Here is a 16,091-nt window from a genome sequence, read left to right as displayed (position 1 = left end):
GGAATATATCGACGGTGCTATTATAACCCTATGCAGCTATCCTGTCAGTAAGTTTCATAATAAAATCAACAATCAATCATAATAGAGAAAAAAAACGCTATCTCATAATAAAGATAACGTTCTAGACTTTTTCAATTTTGTTCATTTAACACTTGTGCCAACCCGATAAAAAACTTTAATGACTCTGGATTAGCCATCGAACCTTTGTTGACTACTTTTTCAGGAGAAAATCCTAATAATATTTTACGAATTGGAACTTCTAATTTTTTTCCACTCAATGTTTTTGGAATTTGCTCCACTTCATATATTTCATTAGGTACAAATCGCGGAGAAACCTTCTGCTTAATTTCTACTTTTATTTTTTCTTTTAATTCATTTGTCAACACAACCCCATGTTTCAGTGCAACAAATAATGGCATAAATGACTGACGGCCAAGTAATTCTAAATCAATCACTAAACTTTCCATTACTTCATCAAGCGTTTCAACAACTCGATAGATTTCACTAGTACCTAAACGCACTCCTTGTCTATTTATAGTTGAATCTGATCTCCCATATATGATACAACTACCTTTTTCATCAATTTTAATCCAATCTCCATGTCTCCAAATACCTGGATAAACTTCAAAATAACTTTCTAGATAACGTTCATTATTAAAATCACCCCAGAAATAAAGTGGCATGGAAGGCATAGGAGAAGTAATCACTAATTCGCCCACCTCGTTAATAACTGAGTTTCCCTCATCATCGAATGATTGTACATGAGCTCCTAATGAACGAGCTTGAATCTCCCCAGCATAAACAGGAAGAATAGGTGAACCTCCAACAAATGCTGTACAAACATCAGTACCTCCACTAGTTGAAACAAGCCAAATGTCATCTCTTATATTTTCATAAACCCAGGAAAATCCTTCTACTGATAGTGGAGATCCCGTTGAACAAATAGACTTTAATTTAGAAAAACTATGTCTATTTTTCAACTCAATTCCGTGCTTCTCACACACGCTTAAAAATCCTGCACTTGTACCAAAGAATGTTACCCCTACTTCTTCTGCAAGGTCCCATAATATATGTAAACTTGGATAAGAAGGGCTTCCATCATACAATAAAATCGTACTGCCAGATAACAAACCACCAACTAATTGATTCCACATCATCCAGCCAGTTGTAGTAAACCAAAAAATGACATCATCCTGATTTATTCCTTGTTCAACTACTAATGTCTTTAGTTGCTCAACTAATATGCCTCCTTGACTTTGTACAATTGGTTTAGGCAAACCTGTTGTTCCAGAAGAAAACAAGATCCATAATGGATGTTCAAAAGGAACACTTTCAAAAGTAAGTTCACTGCTTCCCACTAATAATTCATTCCAAAAAACGATATTGCTTTCCATTTTGTATTCATCAAAATTCACATATGGCACTAAAATTGTCTTCTTTAATGTAGGTAATTCAGACTGTAGCTCTTTAACGCTTGATAGCCTATTTTGAACTTTTCCATTATAAGAATAACCATCCACCGCAAATAAAATAGTCGGTTCGATTTGCTTAAAACGGTCAATTACACTACTCGTACCAAAATCTGGTGAACAGCTTGACCAAATAGCTCCAATGCTTGCACAAGCTAAAAAAGCAATGATCGTTTCAGGGATATTAGGCATATATGCTACAACTCGATCACCAGGTTTTACACCTAATTCTCTTAAAGAATTTGCTACTAATCCTGTCTTTTCTTTAAGCTCTTTCCAACTTATTTCTGTTTTTGGAGTAATTTCTGATTGAAAAATTAATGCAGTTTGATCTCCTTGATCATTTCGAAATACATGTTCTGCATAATTTATTTTAGATCCAGTAAACCATTTTGCGCCTGGCATTTTTCTCTCTTTGAGAACTTGATCGTACGGCGCGTGCGAAATGACATTACAATATTTCCAAATGCTTTCCCAAAAGTACTCTAAATCTTCTACAGACCATTTCCATAACTCGCTTTGTGTATTGAAAAATAGTTTTTTTTCATGTTCAAGCCAATTCATAAAATGGCTAACTCCAGCATTTTCAATTTGCTGCCTAGTTGGTTCCCATAATAAAGCACCTTCAGTAACCGCTTTCATTATTACTCCTCCTAAATTAGCAATCTATTTATTTTAATGCCACAGTACTGCGCATAGCTCGTTCAACCCTTTTCATGAAAATCACTTAAAATTTTTCCATTATGTATTAATTATTTTCCTGAAAATACTAAATATTTAAAAATTAACTATTATACTATTACACACTAAATAGACTGTCAATATCGAAAATAAATCATCATTCAACTAAAAGCACTCTTTAATACTGCACATTTAACTACTAATATTTAAATGTGCCAAAAAACTTCATACTATATCCTCATAGAGATAGTGTTGATATTTAATTTGATTAAATGTAATATATTAATTGATAATCCTGCAGGTTATTATTACCAATTATAACATTATTTACCATAAATATATTATAACTCGTATATACCCGGAAATATGGTCTGGGAGTCTCTACCTAATTCCCGTTAAGAATTAGACTACGAGGTAATCTTTACTTTATAAGTATAAAAAGCTGAATGTAATAGGGATCACTATATGCCTTTGTATAGATTAACGTACTTTTAAATACTCTATTAATCTAGAATATTTAAAAGTACGTATTCCATCTATTTCAAGGACTATAGTGTCAACCTTCAAAATTTCAACTTTTTTACAAGCCAAGATAAAGTAGGACTTATCTCTAGTGGAGAATACGTCCTACTTTATCTTGGTTTTTTAATGTCATTTAATTGTTTTCTTAAATAAAAATTTATAGAAGGGGTTTAATGATATGTATAAGGCCATGTATCATACTTTTGACCACCTAAGATTATCTGACAAAAAAACGCAAGAAGCTAATATTGCGTTCTTACATGACTTTAATGCAGTTTTAGAATCCCCCCATTTAAAAAAATTAGCAAAAAAAACACAGTTAATTCCCAACTCAGAGCATTTCCATAATCGTTTGTCTCATTCTATTGACGTATGTCATATTTCAAGCCTAATCATAGAACGTCTTAACAATTATTTACGAGAGAATTACATTACATCCATAAATAAAGAATTAGTAATGGCTATTAGTCTAGCTCATGATATTGGTCATCCACCATTTGGACATTCTGGTGAACGAGTGCTAGATGAAATGATGAAAAAAATGGGTGGATTTGAATCGAATGCACAGAGCGTTAAAATTTTAGTCAATAGTTCGGATGATTTTAAATATAGAACCCTTACAGCTTTAATGAAATACAAAACTAAAATCCCTTTAATTAGAAAAGAATATAACGGTTTAATTAAAGGCTATTACGAGTATATGGCAGACTATTTAGAACCTTTATTTTTGACATATCAGGAAATTGTTATTGAGCAATCTATCGTAGACATAGCAGACACGTTATCTTATGCGCTATCGGATCTTAAAGATCTCATTCTATTTTATGGAGAAAATAGATTTACTCAATTACTTAACAGATATTTTACAGAAGATGCGATGCTAGAGGAGACAATGCTTTTTTTCCCTGAAATTAGTAGATCTGAATTACATTATTTCCTTCCAAAAATGATGGAAGATATTAAGAATAATATACTAAGGGACATTTTGCAGAATTACCGAAAGTATAGATCAGAACCACCGCAACATATTATTCATGATTTTATCGATACATTAGTGATTACGATAAACGAATCACAACCAATGTATAGTAAATTGAATCTTCCAATAGAAAATGAATTAAAACTTTTTCTATTAAATCAAATTACAAAGAAATGTTTCTTAGAAAGAAAAGTTAACAGAGAAATAGATAAAAAGATTACTCATAATATACAGTTCACCTACGATTATCTTTTTAACTTAAATAGTGCGGATTCTTTGTTGAAATTAGATAAGGAAATCCTACAAAAATTAATTAGTATCTCTAACCATACTGAGCGTTCACGTTTTGTTTGTGACGTAATTTGTCATTTCAGTGATATGGAGATTGTAGATTTTGTAAGTAATTCTACTAAAAAAATAATTGTAGTATAACAGGAGGAAATAACATGAGTATAAATGTAAAACAATCTGTCGAGCAGTTCAGTTTAAATAGTAAAGAGTATTATGAAAACAGATATGAATTATATGAAAGATTACGAAATGATGCACCCGTTTTTTGGCATGAAGAAATGCAATCTTGGTTTATAACAAGATATGAGGATGTGTCCAAAAATTTACTTGGAGATAAATTTATTTCAAGTAAGGTAATTCCGAATAAAATGAGTAATCTTGCTGAAGGAGAAGATCAACATTTTAAGGATATAATCGATATCATTAAAACTTGGATGGTCTATAATGATCGACCAGTTCATTCACAATTAAAAGGCTATATGAACAGAGCCTTTTTAGTTAATGAAATCGAACTGATTGCACCAGAAATCCAGAAAATTGTTTCTACAATCGTTGATAAAGTACTTGAAAAAAACATTAGTTCATTTGACTTTGTAAAGGAGATCGCACACCCTATTCCTGCGATGGTTCTTTGTAAAATGTTAGGAATTCCTGGTGAAGAAGTTGATCGATTCATAAAGTGGTCTGATGATATCGCATTATTTATGCAGGATTTCGTTGTGTCTCATGTTCCTAGTAAAGAAATTAGTGAACAAGTTAGAGGAAGTGTAAGAGAAATTTGGACATACCTTTCAGATGCGATTGCGGAAAGACGAAAAGAAAAGAAAAATGATTTATTAAGTAGGTTAATCTCTGAGACTCCTGGCGAGGATGGTGAACTTACTGATGATCAATTAATTGCTCAAACAATGCACTTAATTTTCGGTGGACATAAAATACCTCAATTCGTGTTAAGTAATACATTACATCTTCTTTTTAAGAATCAAAATGTTCTAGAAATGCTTAAAAAGGATATGTCTCTTCTTCCAAAAGTGTTAGATGAAACAATGAGACTAGAAGGGCCAATCCAATATATTGTTAGACATGCTTCTAATGATATAGAATTACACGGGCAGCAAATCAAGAAAAATGATTCTGTCTATTTCTTCTTAGCTTCTGCTGGACGTGACGAGCGAGTATTTGCAAATCCTGAAAAAATGGATATAAGTCGAACTGGTTTCCGTCACGTAGCTTTCGGTGGAGGGTATCATACTTGTATAGCTGCTGCTTTTGCTCGTGTAGAGATCATGGAGATACTTAAGGAAGTAATAACTCGTTTTCCAACGATCGAATCATTGTATGATTTAGAAAATCCAGAATGGACTGCAAACCCTACTTTCACTGGAATGATCCAGATGCAGGTAAAAATCTAATATTAATGGGGTATTTGATATAATAACAAAATGTTTTTAGGGCTTTGATACACAATGATAGGAATAGAACAAAATTCTATTCCTATTTTTTCTAAGTTAGAGGTGATTTAAAATTGGAAAATTGCGAGTTTCATCATACTACCATCATAGTAGTTCACGAAATTTATGGAATTAACAAACATATAAAAGATATTTGCAACAGTTTAAATAAGTTAGGATTTACAGTCGTATGCCCAAATTTATTAAATAATATAGAGAACTATTGCTATAAGGATGAACATAAAGCTTATAAACATTTTACTCAGGAAATCGGATTTGAGTTAGCTACCAATAAAATTATCACTCTTGCTAAAGAACTTCGAACTACCTGTAATAATTTGTATATTTTAGGTTTTAGTGTTGGTGCAACGATTGCATGGCTATGCAGTAAATATGAGGGATTATTTAATGGAGTAATTGGATTTTATGGTTCGAGGATTAGGGACTACTTGGGAGTTAGTCCAAAATGTGAGACCTTACTAATTTTCCCAACGAAAGAAAAATCATTTGATCCAGAAATTGTCGTCACTAAATTGAAAACAAAAGATAAGGTTCAAATCATTAAAATAGAAGGAAGTCATGGTTTTACCGATCCATCAACTTCTAATTACGATCAGTATTCTACTAAATACAGTTTTCAAAAGGTTCATGATTTTATGATAAAACAAAATCATCAAAAACTAATTCTTCCGAAATGGGAGGAATCAAATGACTAGTCAAAGATGGATGTCTTTACAGTTTTTTGGATTTTTCTTCACTTTTGGGATCTTCGTGCCATATTGGTCTGCTTGGCTAACAACAAGCAAAGGTTTTACAGCAGATGAGGCTGGACTTATCATTGCTTTAGGACTAATAACAAGATCAATTACAACCTTTTTTATTTTTCCATTTATAAGTAGATATTTAAACTTAGCAAGATTAAATCAAGTAGTTTCCTTAATTTCTGTTATGTTATTAATCATATTAATTCCGTTTAATAGTTTAATTGCTGTAGCTTTCATTACGGTTTTACTAAGCCTTGTTTATCCAATGCCTTTAGCTATGTATGAGGCTATGGCATCTATCCTTATTAGAGAATGCAAAATAGAGTATGGAAAGAGTAGGTCATATGGTTCGATCGGCTATATTATTTCTCTATCATTAACTGGAATACTCATATCTTTAAAAAGTGAAAATGTAGTTATTTACTTTTTGATGATTGGATGTGTTCTACTTACTTTTATTACATCCATTCGTGCGCCTATACCTTTAAGGACAAAAATAACATCAAAGAAAGTTCCGTTATTTAAGTTATTTAAATCAAAAGCATTTTTAATCGTATTAACAATCTGCATCACCCTTCAAGCTGCACATGCAGCATATTATAGTTATGCTGTGCTTTTTTTGAAAAATATAGGGGTGAAAACTAGTTTTACAGGATTCATCTTAATCATTGCTGTACTATCAGAAATTGCTTTCTTCTATGTATCTGACTTTCTATTTAAAAGACGCTCTGTTCCAGCTTTATTAATGTTTAGTGTAAGTGCTTCTATCTTAAGATGGGTATTGATTTCTTCTTTTAACAGCATTTCTGTTTTTGTATTGTCTCAACTTTTACATTCAATTACTTTTGGGCTCACTCAATATGCCTTTGTGAAATATTTAGATGAAAACATAGAAAATAAGTACTTCCCCTTTGCTCATGGAATTTATGCAGCTCTAGGCTTAAGTTTAGGTAGCGGGATTTTGACTTTAGTCAGTGGCTACCTCTACTCTATATCTCCATCTTTTACTTTTTTAGGTATGGCATTAGTCTGTGTCCCTTGTTTAGGACTGTGTTACTTTTTGAAATTAACATTAGGGGATCAAAATAACTTAACAGGAGAGATAAGTGAAAATGTTACTAGTAAAAGAAAAAGTATATAGTACGAACAAGTCTTTAAAATCTGATGAAACAATTCATACAGAAGTATTTCAAATGAATGAAGAAAAAGAGATTAAGTTGAAATTTTTGAGTTTAAATTCCCCTAGAAATCAAGGTGTCGGATTTATTTCAGAAAATGGTATATCAAGAAACAATGCCCCAAAACAAAAAACAATCATTATATGGGGGAATGAAATTCAATCAGAACTGATTTTAAAATGTTCTAGGGGCTTTTTAAATGTTTTTAATGTATGGGAAGAAGAACGAATGGTGGGCTTCCATGATTTCCATTCTGGTATGAGAATGAAAAAGGAGAAAGATTTCATGGTCTACAGTTGTAATGATGCTTTTGCGAACGGTGATTTTACCTCCCTAGTATTCTCGATTCAAATTCTATAAAACTAATTAGATTAAAAAACTCCATTGTCTATCCGATTAAAACAAAAAGCAGAGTTGAATTTTTTTAACTCTGCTTTTTATAAAAATCTTATACATTTTCCTCGTGTCTATTTTTGGAAAGAATAGGAAAAACTATATTTTATATTCGATATAGTAAACTTTTGTTCTAACTAGAAAGTAGGTAAAAACATGACTGAAGATTTTTTTGCTGATTATGAAAAATTTGTTGTTCCACCTTTATATCAATTTAAGGATGAGAATCAAAAATTTAATCCTAAGGACTATGCATCATATTACATCCTAACAGTTTCGTTATATGACTCTCTCATATCAAATTGGAACGATGCAGCTAAATATAACATTGATGTCAGAGACTGTATAGATCACGTATTAAATGATTTTAATGAAAAAAAAGGTGGCAGATATCATCTTCAATTATTGGAATTTGAAAGTGATAAATCCTATTTTGTCATTGCCTTGTCTATAAAAAATAAAATTGAAAAAGAAAAAATCAATGGAATTATTTCAAAGTATATTGAACAACTTGTATCTAACTCTTTTTATATTGGACAGAGTTGGTATTGGCTAATTGGTCAAAAAGGCAAAAGAGACCGAAAACTCTTCAATATATCAATAAAGGAATACACTCACTAGTTTAACATTATTTTGCATTCTATTTTTCCTTTAGCTTATAAAGAGTTTTATTTGATACAATTTTTTCTGGCAAACTTTAAATAGTAGCCCGCTCTTTAAATTTTCCCCTTCTAAACAAACATGAACAAATCTTCATAACTGTTCTTTATACAGAACAAACAAATCATTTACATTAAATTTCATTCAAGATTCCAAAATGAAAAATGAGCCAATTATTTAATCGGCTCATTCCTAAAAACTTCAGTCAGCTAATGTAAGTTAGTTTAGTCCTTTAAACCCATACTTCTCTAATATCTTCATAGACTCGTCATTTTGAAGATATTCATAGAACTTTTTAGCTTCTTTAGATTGCTTGCTATTCTTTAATACGCCTAATGGATAAATGATTGGATCATGCGTATTTTCAGGGGCTGTTGCTACAATCTTTACTTTTGTAGATGTTAGCGCATCTGTTTTATAAACAATCCCTGCGTCTACATTATTTGTTTCTACATAAGAAAGTACTTGTCTAACATCCTTACCATATACTACTTTTCCTTCAATCGCTTTCCAAACATTTAAATTTTTCAATGTTTCTTTACCATATTGTCCTGCTGGTACCGCTTCTGGCGTCCCGATAGAAATTTTGTCTGCTTTTGTAAGATCCTCAAAAGAATTAATATCTTTATTTTTATTTTTTGGTACAACTAATACAAGTTCATTCCCAACTACATTTTTACCTTGGCTCTTATCAATAAGACCATCTTGTACTAAATTATTAAATTTGTCCTCTGCAGCCGAGAAGAAAAGATCGACCGGTGCTCCTTGAGAAATTTGTTGTTGCAATGCTCCTGATGCTCCAAAGTTATAGTTTATTTTCACATTAGGGTTAGCCTTTTCAAAGTTTGCTTTAATATCATTTAGTGCATCCTGTAAACTAGCTGCTGCTGAGATTGTCAATTCCACATTCTTTTTAACAGTTTCTTGTTTTTTGCCTGTTGGCTTTGTAGCTTGTTCATTTGTTGAACATCCAGATACGATTAGTCCTAACAACATTGTTATCAATAAAAATAAAGAATAACGTTTTTTCATTATTCATCTACCTTTCTTAAAAAAAAATAACTAATTATATCTAATTATATTTAGTTATAAATAAATAAGAAAGATTTAGAACGTAAAGATATAAAGATTAAATTAGGTATGAGAAGGCTACTGATACTTTATTGAAAAATAAAAGTCATTCCAAAAAGACCAAACCTATTATGATTTGGTCCTACATTTAAAATACTTTACTATTTAGGATCAAAGCAGTCCCACATCATACATTGTATTCACAGAAGATTTCTTATGTAAGGATTTAATTTCTTCGTCAATTTCTCTACAATTCCTTACGATTTCCTTTATATGCGTAATAATTTGTAAGCATTCAAATGAAGGCACTACTTTAAATTCGTCGTCACACTCAATTAGCTTTATGCCAAATTCAATTTCTAAACTATTGATTGATTCTTTCATGTCAGCTTCATTAATTAAAGACTTCTGCGCTGCAATCGTAAAGGAACCACTCTCTAAAACTTCACAAAGATGACTTAATTGTTTAATATGCAACTTGATCCCCCCATACTCTAAGATGTTGCTATTCCTGTCCTAGTTTTATTTTATTAATTGTTGATGTCATTTTAATTTTGAAAAAAAGTATCAACATTGGTTTTTTTATTTAAATTTTTCACTGATAAATCAAATCGTTTATATTACTGATACTAACTTCTTCCAAAAAACCAACTGACCAAATTCAAATGATTCCAACTCTAATAATGAAAAATTCTACATTTTAAATTGATTTCCCTTTGATTTAAACTTGGGTTATTTTAGCCTTGATTTTATTGAGTTTTCCCGTTTATTAACCAATTTTTCTGGAGAAATCTATGTTAAATAGGCCAATATTATATTACTCAAATAGAAAAACCACCTATAAATGGCGGTTTAGTTTGGATTTGTCTACTCTTTAAGTCTTTCTAACTATAAATTTGCATTTGGGGGAATTTAGATAAAAGCTCATAAAAAAATAGAGGTTGATTAAAATAATCAACCCTAGGGATATTTGTTAGTACATAATTCTATTTAAGCTACAATTTCTTTTTTACTTTGAACCGATACATTTTTAGTAATTAAACTAACAACAACTAAAAATACAAGGTTGACAACTAAACCAATAACACCGATATTCAAATCTTTAATATATTGAGGCAGTGTTGGGAATAAAGATCCGATTGTTGTATTACTTATAGTGACATAAGTAACTGTTGCAACTCCAGTTAAAATACCAGCGAATGCGCCTTGTTTCGTTACAAAGTTCTTTTTCATTAAACTAAAGACTAGTGTTGGGAACAATTGAGTAACTAGACTGTAACCCATTAAAAGTAATGTTACTAATGTTGTTCCACCATTAAATGTGAAAAAAACTGCGAATAAGGCAACTACAGGAACAAGGTATTTCGCTAAAACTGCAACCTGCTTTTCTGTAGCAGATGGAACAAACACTTTATAAATATTTTTTGATATTAAAGTAGCAGATGCCATTAGGATCATCGAGCCTGGCACGATTGCTGTCAATACGCCTGCTCCACCAATGATTCCAACAAACCATGGGTTAAAAGTTGCTTTACTTAACTTTAATAAAGACAGATCTGCATCCGCACCTTGTAGCCCAGGAACTTGAAGAATTGCCGCAAATCCAACGAAAAATACAAAAAGCAGCACAAGTTGGTATAAAGGCATGATAATCGCATTTTTACGAAATACGTTTTCACTTTTAGCTGAATAGACTGAGCCAAAAGTATGTGGCCACATATAAAAACCTAAAGCTGTTAGAAGAACTGTAGAATTAAACCAGGATACACTTAATCCCTCTTTTGGCAGATTTAGAAAACCTGGTTTCGCTTGATCAACTGCTTCAAACATCGCTTGGAATCCACCATAATAATGATAAGGTAAATAGATTCCTAGAAAAAGAACAACACCAAGAATCATAATGTCCTTTAACGCTGCAGTCCATGCTGATCCATGGATACCAGATATCATGACATAAATAGTTACCGAAATAGCACCGATCCAAATCGCAAATGTTGGTGAGATCATTCCATATGAAGCCTCCGAAACGATGCTTCCTAATCCTTTTAATTGTAGAACTAAGTAGGGAATTACAGCAGCTACACCAACTAGTGAAACTAAAACGCCAAGGGCCTTACTTTTGTATTTACTTGCGAAAAAGTCCGGCTGTGACATTAACTTATTTTCTTTAGCATATTTCCATATTTTTGGAAGCAACCAATAAGACATAATATAAGCAAGTGCACCATAAGCAGTGATATAGTAGGTTGGACCTCCTTTTCCATACGCCCAGCCACTTCCACCTAAGAACGTAAAGGTAGTATAGATTTCACCAGCCATTAAGAGGAACACGAAAATCGTTCCAAATCCTCTTCCTCCAACACTCCATTGCTCAAGATTCATGTCTTTACCTTTTCTAGCTTGTACCCCTAGAAATATCGATATTGCAAGAAAAAGAAAAATGATAATTAATGCACTATTCATCTTAACTGTCCCCCTTATTCGCCGAATCTAGTTTAAAGATAATCCACATAACTGGTGTTGATAAAACCGTCCATAATACAACCCAAAACAGTAGAAAAGGCATTCCTAATACAAATGGCTCAACATGGTTTGCCCAAGATGAAAAGCCTAGAATAGCAACAAATGGAATAAGTGCTAATAAATGATAGATTTTCAAAAATTGTTCCCCACTTTCAATTTAAATTTTTATTAGTTTAAATATTCAGAAAACGTTTTTTAGATTAAGCAGATCCTTGTAATTAAGGATCTACTTAACCATCAGTCTATTAATCTAAAAGCTTAAATGTAGCATGAACGAATAAGTTTACACCAATTGCCAAAGCGTCCTCGTCTATTGTAAAACGAGCATGATGATGTGGATAAATAATGTCTTTTTCTTTGTTTCCTGCCCCCACATAGAAGAAAGTGCCCGGTGCCTTTTGTTGGAATGCAGAGAAATCTTCACCACCCATGTTTGGTTTCATAAGGTCAAGAGTCTTTTCATCAAATACTTCTAGAACGGTTTCTTCAATAGCTTTCGTAATTTGCTCATCGTTGATAACAGGTCGATATCCAAACTCATATTCAAATTTGTATTGTGCACCATGAGCCTCAGTTATTCCTTTTATAACTCGTTCCATCAGTTCAGGCACCGATTTTCTAAGGTCAGCGTTGAAACTACGGACAGTTCCACAGATTTCTACTGAACCTGGGATTACGTTATGAGTTGTACCTCCAATAAACTTGGTAACAGAAACGACTAGATTATCAAGCGGATCAGTATTTCTAGAAACGATATGTTGAAGATTCGTTACAACTTGAGAAGCTATAGCAATCGAATCAATCGTGTCATGAGGAAGTGCCGCATGTCCACCCTTACCTTCAACGGTAATATAGAATGTATCCGGAGCAGCCATCATCGGGCCATATACAACACCTACTGTACCTAGTTTCATAGGAGCCCAAAGATGTGCACCAATTATCATGTCTACTCCGTCCATAACTCCTGCTTGTACCATTTCCTCTGCACCACCAGGGTTCAACTCTTCAGCGTGTTGAAACAAAAATCGAACTTCACCTTTAATCTGATCTTTTAAACTAGATAGGATTTTCGCTGTGCCAAGAAGCATTGCTGTATGACCATCGTGTCCACAAGCATGCATTACACCTGGATTTGTTGAGGCAAATTCAAAAGTGTTTTCTTCCTCAATGGGTAAAGCATCCATATCTGCTCGAATTGCTAAAACCTTGCCAGGCGTTGAACCAATCAGACGAGCCATAACACTCGTCTTTGTCGGACGAGATATCTCTAAATTCTCGAAAGTTTGAAGTGTATCATACACATATTGAGCTGTTTTTTCTTCGTGAAAAGATAACTCCGGATACTGATGGAAATGCCTTCTCCACTTAATTACTTCTTCTTTTGTTTGCTCTACTAAACGATCTAAAGATATTGTTTGCATAATTGTAACTCCCTCTATTCATTATTAGATAATTGAAGTACAGTATGATAAAGTACATTCGCACCGTCTGTACAATCTTCCTTTGAACTCCATTCAGCAGGATGATGACTTATTCCATCTTTTGAACGGATAAAAAGCATCCCTATAGGACATAGACTTGTCAGCTGCATGCAATCGTGCCCAGCTCCACTTGGGATAAAAAATGGTTCCACACCAATCTTTTCACTAGCCAATTTTGCAATATCTTGAATTTCACTCGAGCATAATGTTGGTTTAATACGTTGTAGAACTTCAATTTCTAATCCTACACCACGTTGCTCACATAAAATTCTTGCTTCTTCTACAATTCGATTTTCAACCTCATCTCGAACTGCTTCGTTAACATCTCGTAGATCCAAGGTAAATTCAACCTTCCCAGGAATAATATTTATTCCTCCAGGAAATAGTTGCAATTGACCAACTGTTCCTACTGTTGATACTGTCTTAGTTGATTCAGTTTCTATGAGTTGAACAATCCCGGATGCAGCAACTAAAGCATCGTTACGGTCATTCATTGGAGTTGTCCCTGCATGTCCTGCTTTACCTTCAATTGTGAATTTAAGCCATAACGGGCCAGCGATTCCTGTAACAATTCCTACTGATAAATTACCATTTTCAAGCACTTTTCCTTGTTCAATATGTAGTTCTACATAGGCTTTTACTGATCCCTTAGGTCTGACTGACTGTTCAATTAAAAGTGGATCATATCCTGCCTCGCTCATCGCTTGTGCTATGGTAATCCCTTGTTGATCCTTATTTTGAAGATCTTCTAAGCTGAGCGTTCCAGCAATTCCCCGACTTCCAATCATTCCAAAGCTAAATCTTGCTCCTTCTTCATCTGTAAATACAATCACTTCAATTGGATGAGTTGTTGTGATTTTCTGCTCATTCATCGTCTGGAGAATTTCAATCCCCGAGAGAACGCCAAGTGGTCCGTCAAAATTTCCGCCATTATATACAGAATCAATATGTGAGCCTACAAGTACAACTGGTGCGTTTGGATTAGTCCCTTCTTTACGTCCAATAAGATTTCCAACGGTATCTTCGTAGACTTTTAACCCTGCTTCAACCATATAGGAAGTAACTAATTCCTTAGCTTTTCTCTCATAATCTGTAAAGGACAAACGCGTAATTCCACCAGAATCTTGTTTTCCTATGGACCCTAATTCCAAAAGGTGTTTCCACAATCTATCCTGATTAATCATTTTTCCTCCTACTAAATATATTTTATTTTAGGTCTATTTATGGCTATGACCATAACTATATCATCAATTATTTAATTTGTTAAGTAATAATATTCAGAATATTATATAAAAAACAAAAAAACCTTTGATCACTTGTCAAAGGCTTATTTTATAAATGTTTCTAGGTCTTCCACGAGAAAAAGGTGTTTCCTCTCCAATAACTTGAGCAATTCCTTGTTCCTCTAATTCTTTTAAAATTCTACGCGCGCTTCTCGGCATGATTTGCATATATTGTGCTAGCTCGTGAGCCCCAATTTCACTCTTTCCTATTTTTTTAAGAATAGATTCTAGTTTACTAAGTGTCGAAATACTTAAAGATGTTTGTTCGCTTATTTTTTGTAGTTCTTTTGAGACATAAGAATATGTAATTTGTTCCTCTCTTCCCAATGGACCCGCAATCGTCTGATTATCAAGAGCAACCATCCAACTTCCTTTTCCATATTCTTTAGCATGAAATAATGCTCTTCCTGCATGAATTTCTGCTTCGTAAGCCGTTTTACCGATTCCAATTCCACAAGTAATGACTTCTTTCTTTAATTCTTCAAGATCTTTAAAATTCGGTATAAAAGAAAATTCATTCGTTATATCCTGTAAAAGTCCTCGGGTTGTAAAAATGACATATCTACCGGGACCAGCAGATTTTAGTGACCCTTGAACTTTTTTGGCGTAAACGAGAAGCTTCTCAGCCATTTTAATTTCTTTTTTGTAAATTTCATCAGTCGAAAAAGTATCCTTCGCCAGTCCAAAATAAGAGTCAACCTCAATCATTTGAACGGCAATTTGACTTTCTTTAAAGTGTAACATCTCAAAAGTTCGGAGTGCTAAATTTAGTACAGACTCAATAGCAGACTTCGCAGGAAGTACACGATAAACCGGGACACCCATCTTCTCTAGTTCAATATGTGCCGATCGAAGACAGGTAACTGCTGCTTGTGTTTTCCCACTTTTCCATAACTCATAGTGGTATCCGGCAAGTTCATCTGCATCAACTTCTCCTTCATAATATTTCAAAAACAACTGATCAGCTTTAATCTCCGCTTCATCTAATATGCTTTTAAGTTCATCATAATGGAAGTTATCAAAGCTGATTTGCTCCATGGCAATCTGGTTATGATAGAATATTTGTAACAAAGTTTTATATAAACTCGGTCCAGTGTGGGGCGTAAAAAACATCGGTTTTGTAATTCCACCCCAGCTTTTGGCTATAGCATAAGGGACCTTGCCCGAAAATAGCCAAATATCAAAATCATTTGCAATAGGACTTAAAAGATCTGGTATTTCCTCTTCTCTCCAATAAATGATAGACGTACATTCAAATTCAGGGTATTCCTTTATGACAGATTGAATAACGTCAATCGAATCATCAGATCCAAGTAAACCTAAACGAATTTTTTTCATCTTTTCC

Annotated in this window: 14 protein-coding genes and 1 riboswitch; of the genes, 6 read left to right on the top strand and 8 right to left on the bottom strand. The window is 33.2% G+C overall.

Annotated elements, in window-relative coordinates:
- Positions 1–131: 131 nt before the first annotated feature.
- Positions 132–2,111, bottom strand: a complete 1,980-nt coding sequence (locus CN925_RS00940) for an acetoacetate--CoA ligase (protein ID WP_098843891.1) — start codon at positions 2,109–2,111, stop codon at positions 132–134.
- 367 nt (positions 2,112–2,478) lie between these two features.
- Positions 2,479–2,580: riboswitch (purine riboswitch) on the top strand.
- 270 nt (positions 2,581–2,850) lie between these two features.
- On the opposite strand from CN925_RS00940, the gene CN925_RS00935 reads away from it, so the two are divergent.
- From CN925_RS00935 to CN925_RS00910, 6 genes are all read left to right on the top strand, one after another.
- Complete coding sequence (locus CN925_RS00935; protein ID WP_098843890.1) at positions 2,851–4,083, top strand: HD domain-containing protein; 1,233 nt, start codon at positions 2,851–2,853, stop codon at positions 4,081–4,083.
- Positions 4,084–4,097: 14 nt separating this feature from the next.
- On the top strand, positions 4,098–5,354 hold the full coding sequence (locus CN925_RS00930; RefSeq protein ID WP_098843889.1) for a cytochrome P450: 1,257 nt from the start codon (positions 4,098–4,100) through the stop codon (positions 5,352–5,354).
- A 113-nt stretch (positions 5,355–5,467) separates the two neighbouring features.
- A complete protein-coding gene (locus CN925_RS00925) occupies positions 5,468–6,109 on the top strand; it encodes a dienelactone hydrolase family protein (protein ID WP_098843888.1) in 642 nt (213 codons plus the stop codon).
- Entirely contained in the window at positions 6,102–7,298 is a 1,197-nt protein-coding gene (locus CN925_RS00920; RefSeq protein WP_098843887.1) for an MFS transporter, read from the top strand. Before CN925_RS00925 ends, CN925_RS00920 begins: the two co-directional genes overlap by 8 nt.
- Entirely contained in the window at positions 7,270–7,695 is a 426-nt protein-coding gene (locus tag CN925_RS00915) for a hypothetical protein (RefSeq protein ID WP_098843886.1), read from the top strand. Before CN925_RS00920 ends, CN925_RS00915 begins: the two co-directional genes overlap by 29 nt.
- Positions 7,696–7,884: 189 nt before the next feature.
- The gene (locus CN925_RS00910) at positions 7,885–8,349 is read left to right on the top strand and encodes a hypothetical protein (RefSeq protein ID WP_098843885.1); all 465 of its coding nucleotides are present in this window, start codon (positions 7,885–7,887) and stop codon (positions 8,347–8,349) included.
- Between the two features lie 258 nt (positions 8,350–8,607).
- Here CN925_RS00910 and modA read toward each other — a convergent pair whose 3' ends face one another.
- The 7 genes from modA to CN925_RS00875 all read right to left on the bottom strand — a co-directional run bounded on the left by modA (position 8,608) and on the right by CN925_RS00875 (position 16,084).
- Positions 8,608–9,420 (bottom strand): molybdate ABC transporter substrate-binding protein, encoded by an 813-nt coding sequence (gene modA / locus CN925_RS00905; RefSeq protein ID WP_098843884.1) that lies wholly within the window; start codon positions 9,418–9,420, stop codon positions 8,608–8,610.
- A gap of 210 nt (positions 9,421–9,630) precedes the next feature.
- Positions 9,631–9,936 (bottom strand): LysR family transcriptional regulator, encoded by a 306-nt coding sequence (locus CN925_RS00900; protein ID WP_098843883.1) that lies wholly within the window; start codon positions 9,934–9,936, stop codon positions 9,631–9,633.
- Between the two features lie 513 nt (positions 9,937–10,449).
- A complete protein-coding gene (locus tag CN925_RS00895; RefSeq protein ID WP_098843882.1) occupies positions 10,450–11,922 on the bottom strand; it encodes a sodium:solute symporter family protein in 1,473 nt (490 codons plus the stop codon).
- Position 11,923: 1 nt separating this feature from the next.
- Positions 11,924–12,118, bottom strand: a complete 195-nt coding sequence (locus tag CN925_RS00890) for a DUF3311 domain-containing protein (protein ID WP_098843881.1) — start codon at positions 12,116–12,118, stop codon at positions 11,924–11,926.
- 109 nt (positions 12,119–12,227) lie between these two features.
- The gene (locus CN925_RS00885) at positions 12,228–13,403 is read right to left on the bottom strand and encodes a M20 family metallopeptidase (protein ID WP_098843880.1); all 1,176 of its coding nucleotides are present in this window, start codon (positions 13,401–13,403) and stop codon (positions 12,228–12,230) included.
- 14 nt (positions 13,404–13,417) lie between these two features.
- On the bottom strand, positions 13,418–14,647 hold the full coding sequence (locus CN925_RS00880; protein ID WP_098843879.1) for a Zn-dependent hydrolase: 1,230 nt from the start codon (positions 14,645–14,647) through the stop codon (positions 13,418–13,420).
- Between the two features lie 135 nt (positions 14,648–14,782).
- On the bottom strand, positions 14,783–16,084 hold the full coding sequence (locus CN925_RS00875) for a helix-turn-helix domain-containing protein (RefSeq protein ID WP_098843878.1): 1,302 nt from the start codon (positions 16,082–16,084) through the stop codon (positions 14,783–14,785).
- Between the last annotated feature and the right edge of the window lie 7 nt (positions 16,085–16,091).

It is taken from the genome of Bacillus sp. AFS055030, assembly GCF_002574545.1.
Lineage (GTDB): Bacteria > Bacillota > Bacilli > Bacillales > Bacillaceae_G > Gottfriedia.
Note: the sequence above shows the minus strand (reverse complement) of the source record. Positions and strands in the feature narration are given on the sequence as shown.

Excerpts from the sequence above, each read along its gene's own strand:
- CN925_RS00875 (WP_098843878.1), bottom strand. The coding sequence starts at position 16,084 with ATGAAAAAAATTCGTTTAGGTTTACTTGGATCTGATGATTCGATTGAC.
- CN925_RS00895 (WP_098843882.1), bottom strand. The coding sequence starts at position 11,922 with ATGAATAGTGCATTAATTATCATTTTTCTTTTTCTTGCAATATCGATA.
- CN925_RS00880 (WP_098843879.1), bottom strand. The coding sequence starts at position 14,647 with ATGATTAATCAGGATAGATTGTGGAAACACCTTTTGGAATTAGGGTCC.
- CN925_RS00915 (WP_098843886.1), top strand. The coding sequence starts at position 7,270 with ATGTTACTAGTAAAAGAAAAAGTATATAGTACGAACAAGTCTTTAAAA.
- CN925_RS00935 (WP_098843890.1), top strand. The coding sequence starts at position 2,851 with ATGTATAAGGCCATGTATCATACTTTTGACCACCTAAGATTATCTGAC.
- CN925_RS00940 (WP_098843891.1), bottom strand. The coding sequence starts at position 2,111 with ATGAAAGCGGTTACTGAAGGTGCTTTATTATGGGAACCAACTAGGCAG.
- CN925_RS00910 (WP_098843885.1), top strand. The coding sequence starts at position 7,885 with ATGACTGAAGATTTTTTTGCTGATTATGAAAAATTTGTTGTTCCACCT.
- CN925_RS00930 (WP_098843889.1), top strand. The coding sequence starts at position 4,098 with ATGAGTATAAATGTAAAACAATCTGTCGAGCAGTTCAGTTTAAATAGT.
- CN925_RS00920 (WP_098843887.1), top strand. The coding sequence starts at position 6,102 with ATGACTAGTCAAAGATGGATGTCTTTACAGTTTTTTGGATTTTTCTTC.
- CN925_RS00885 (WP_098843880.1), bottom strand. The coding sequence starts at position 13,403 with ATGCAAACAATATCTTTAGATCGTTTAGTAGAGCAAACAAAAGAAGAA.
- modA (WP_098843884.1), bottom strand. The coding sequence starts at position 9,420 with ATGAAAAAACGTTATTCTTTATTTTTATTGATAACAATGTTGTTAGGA.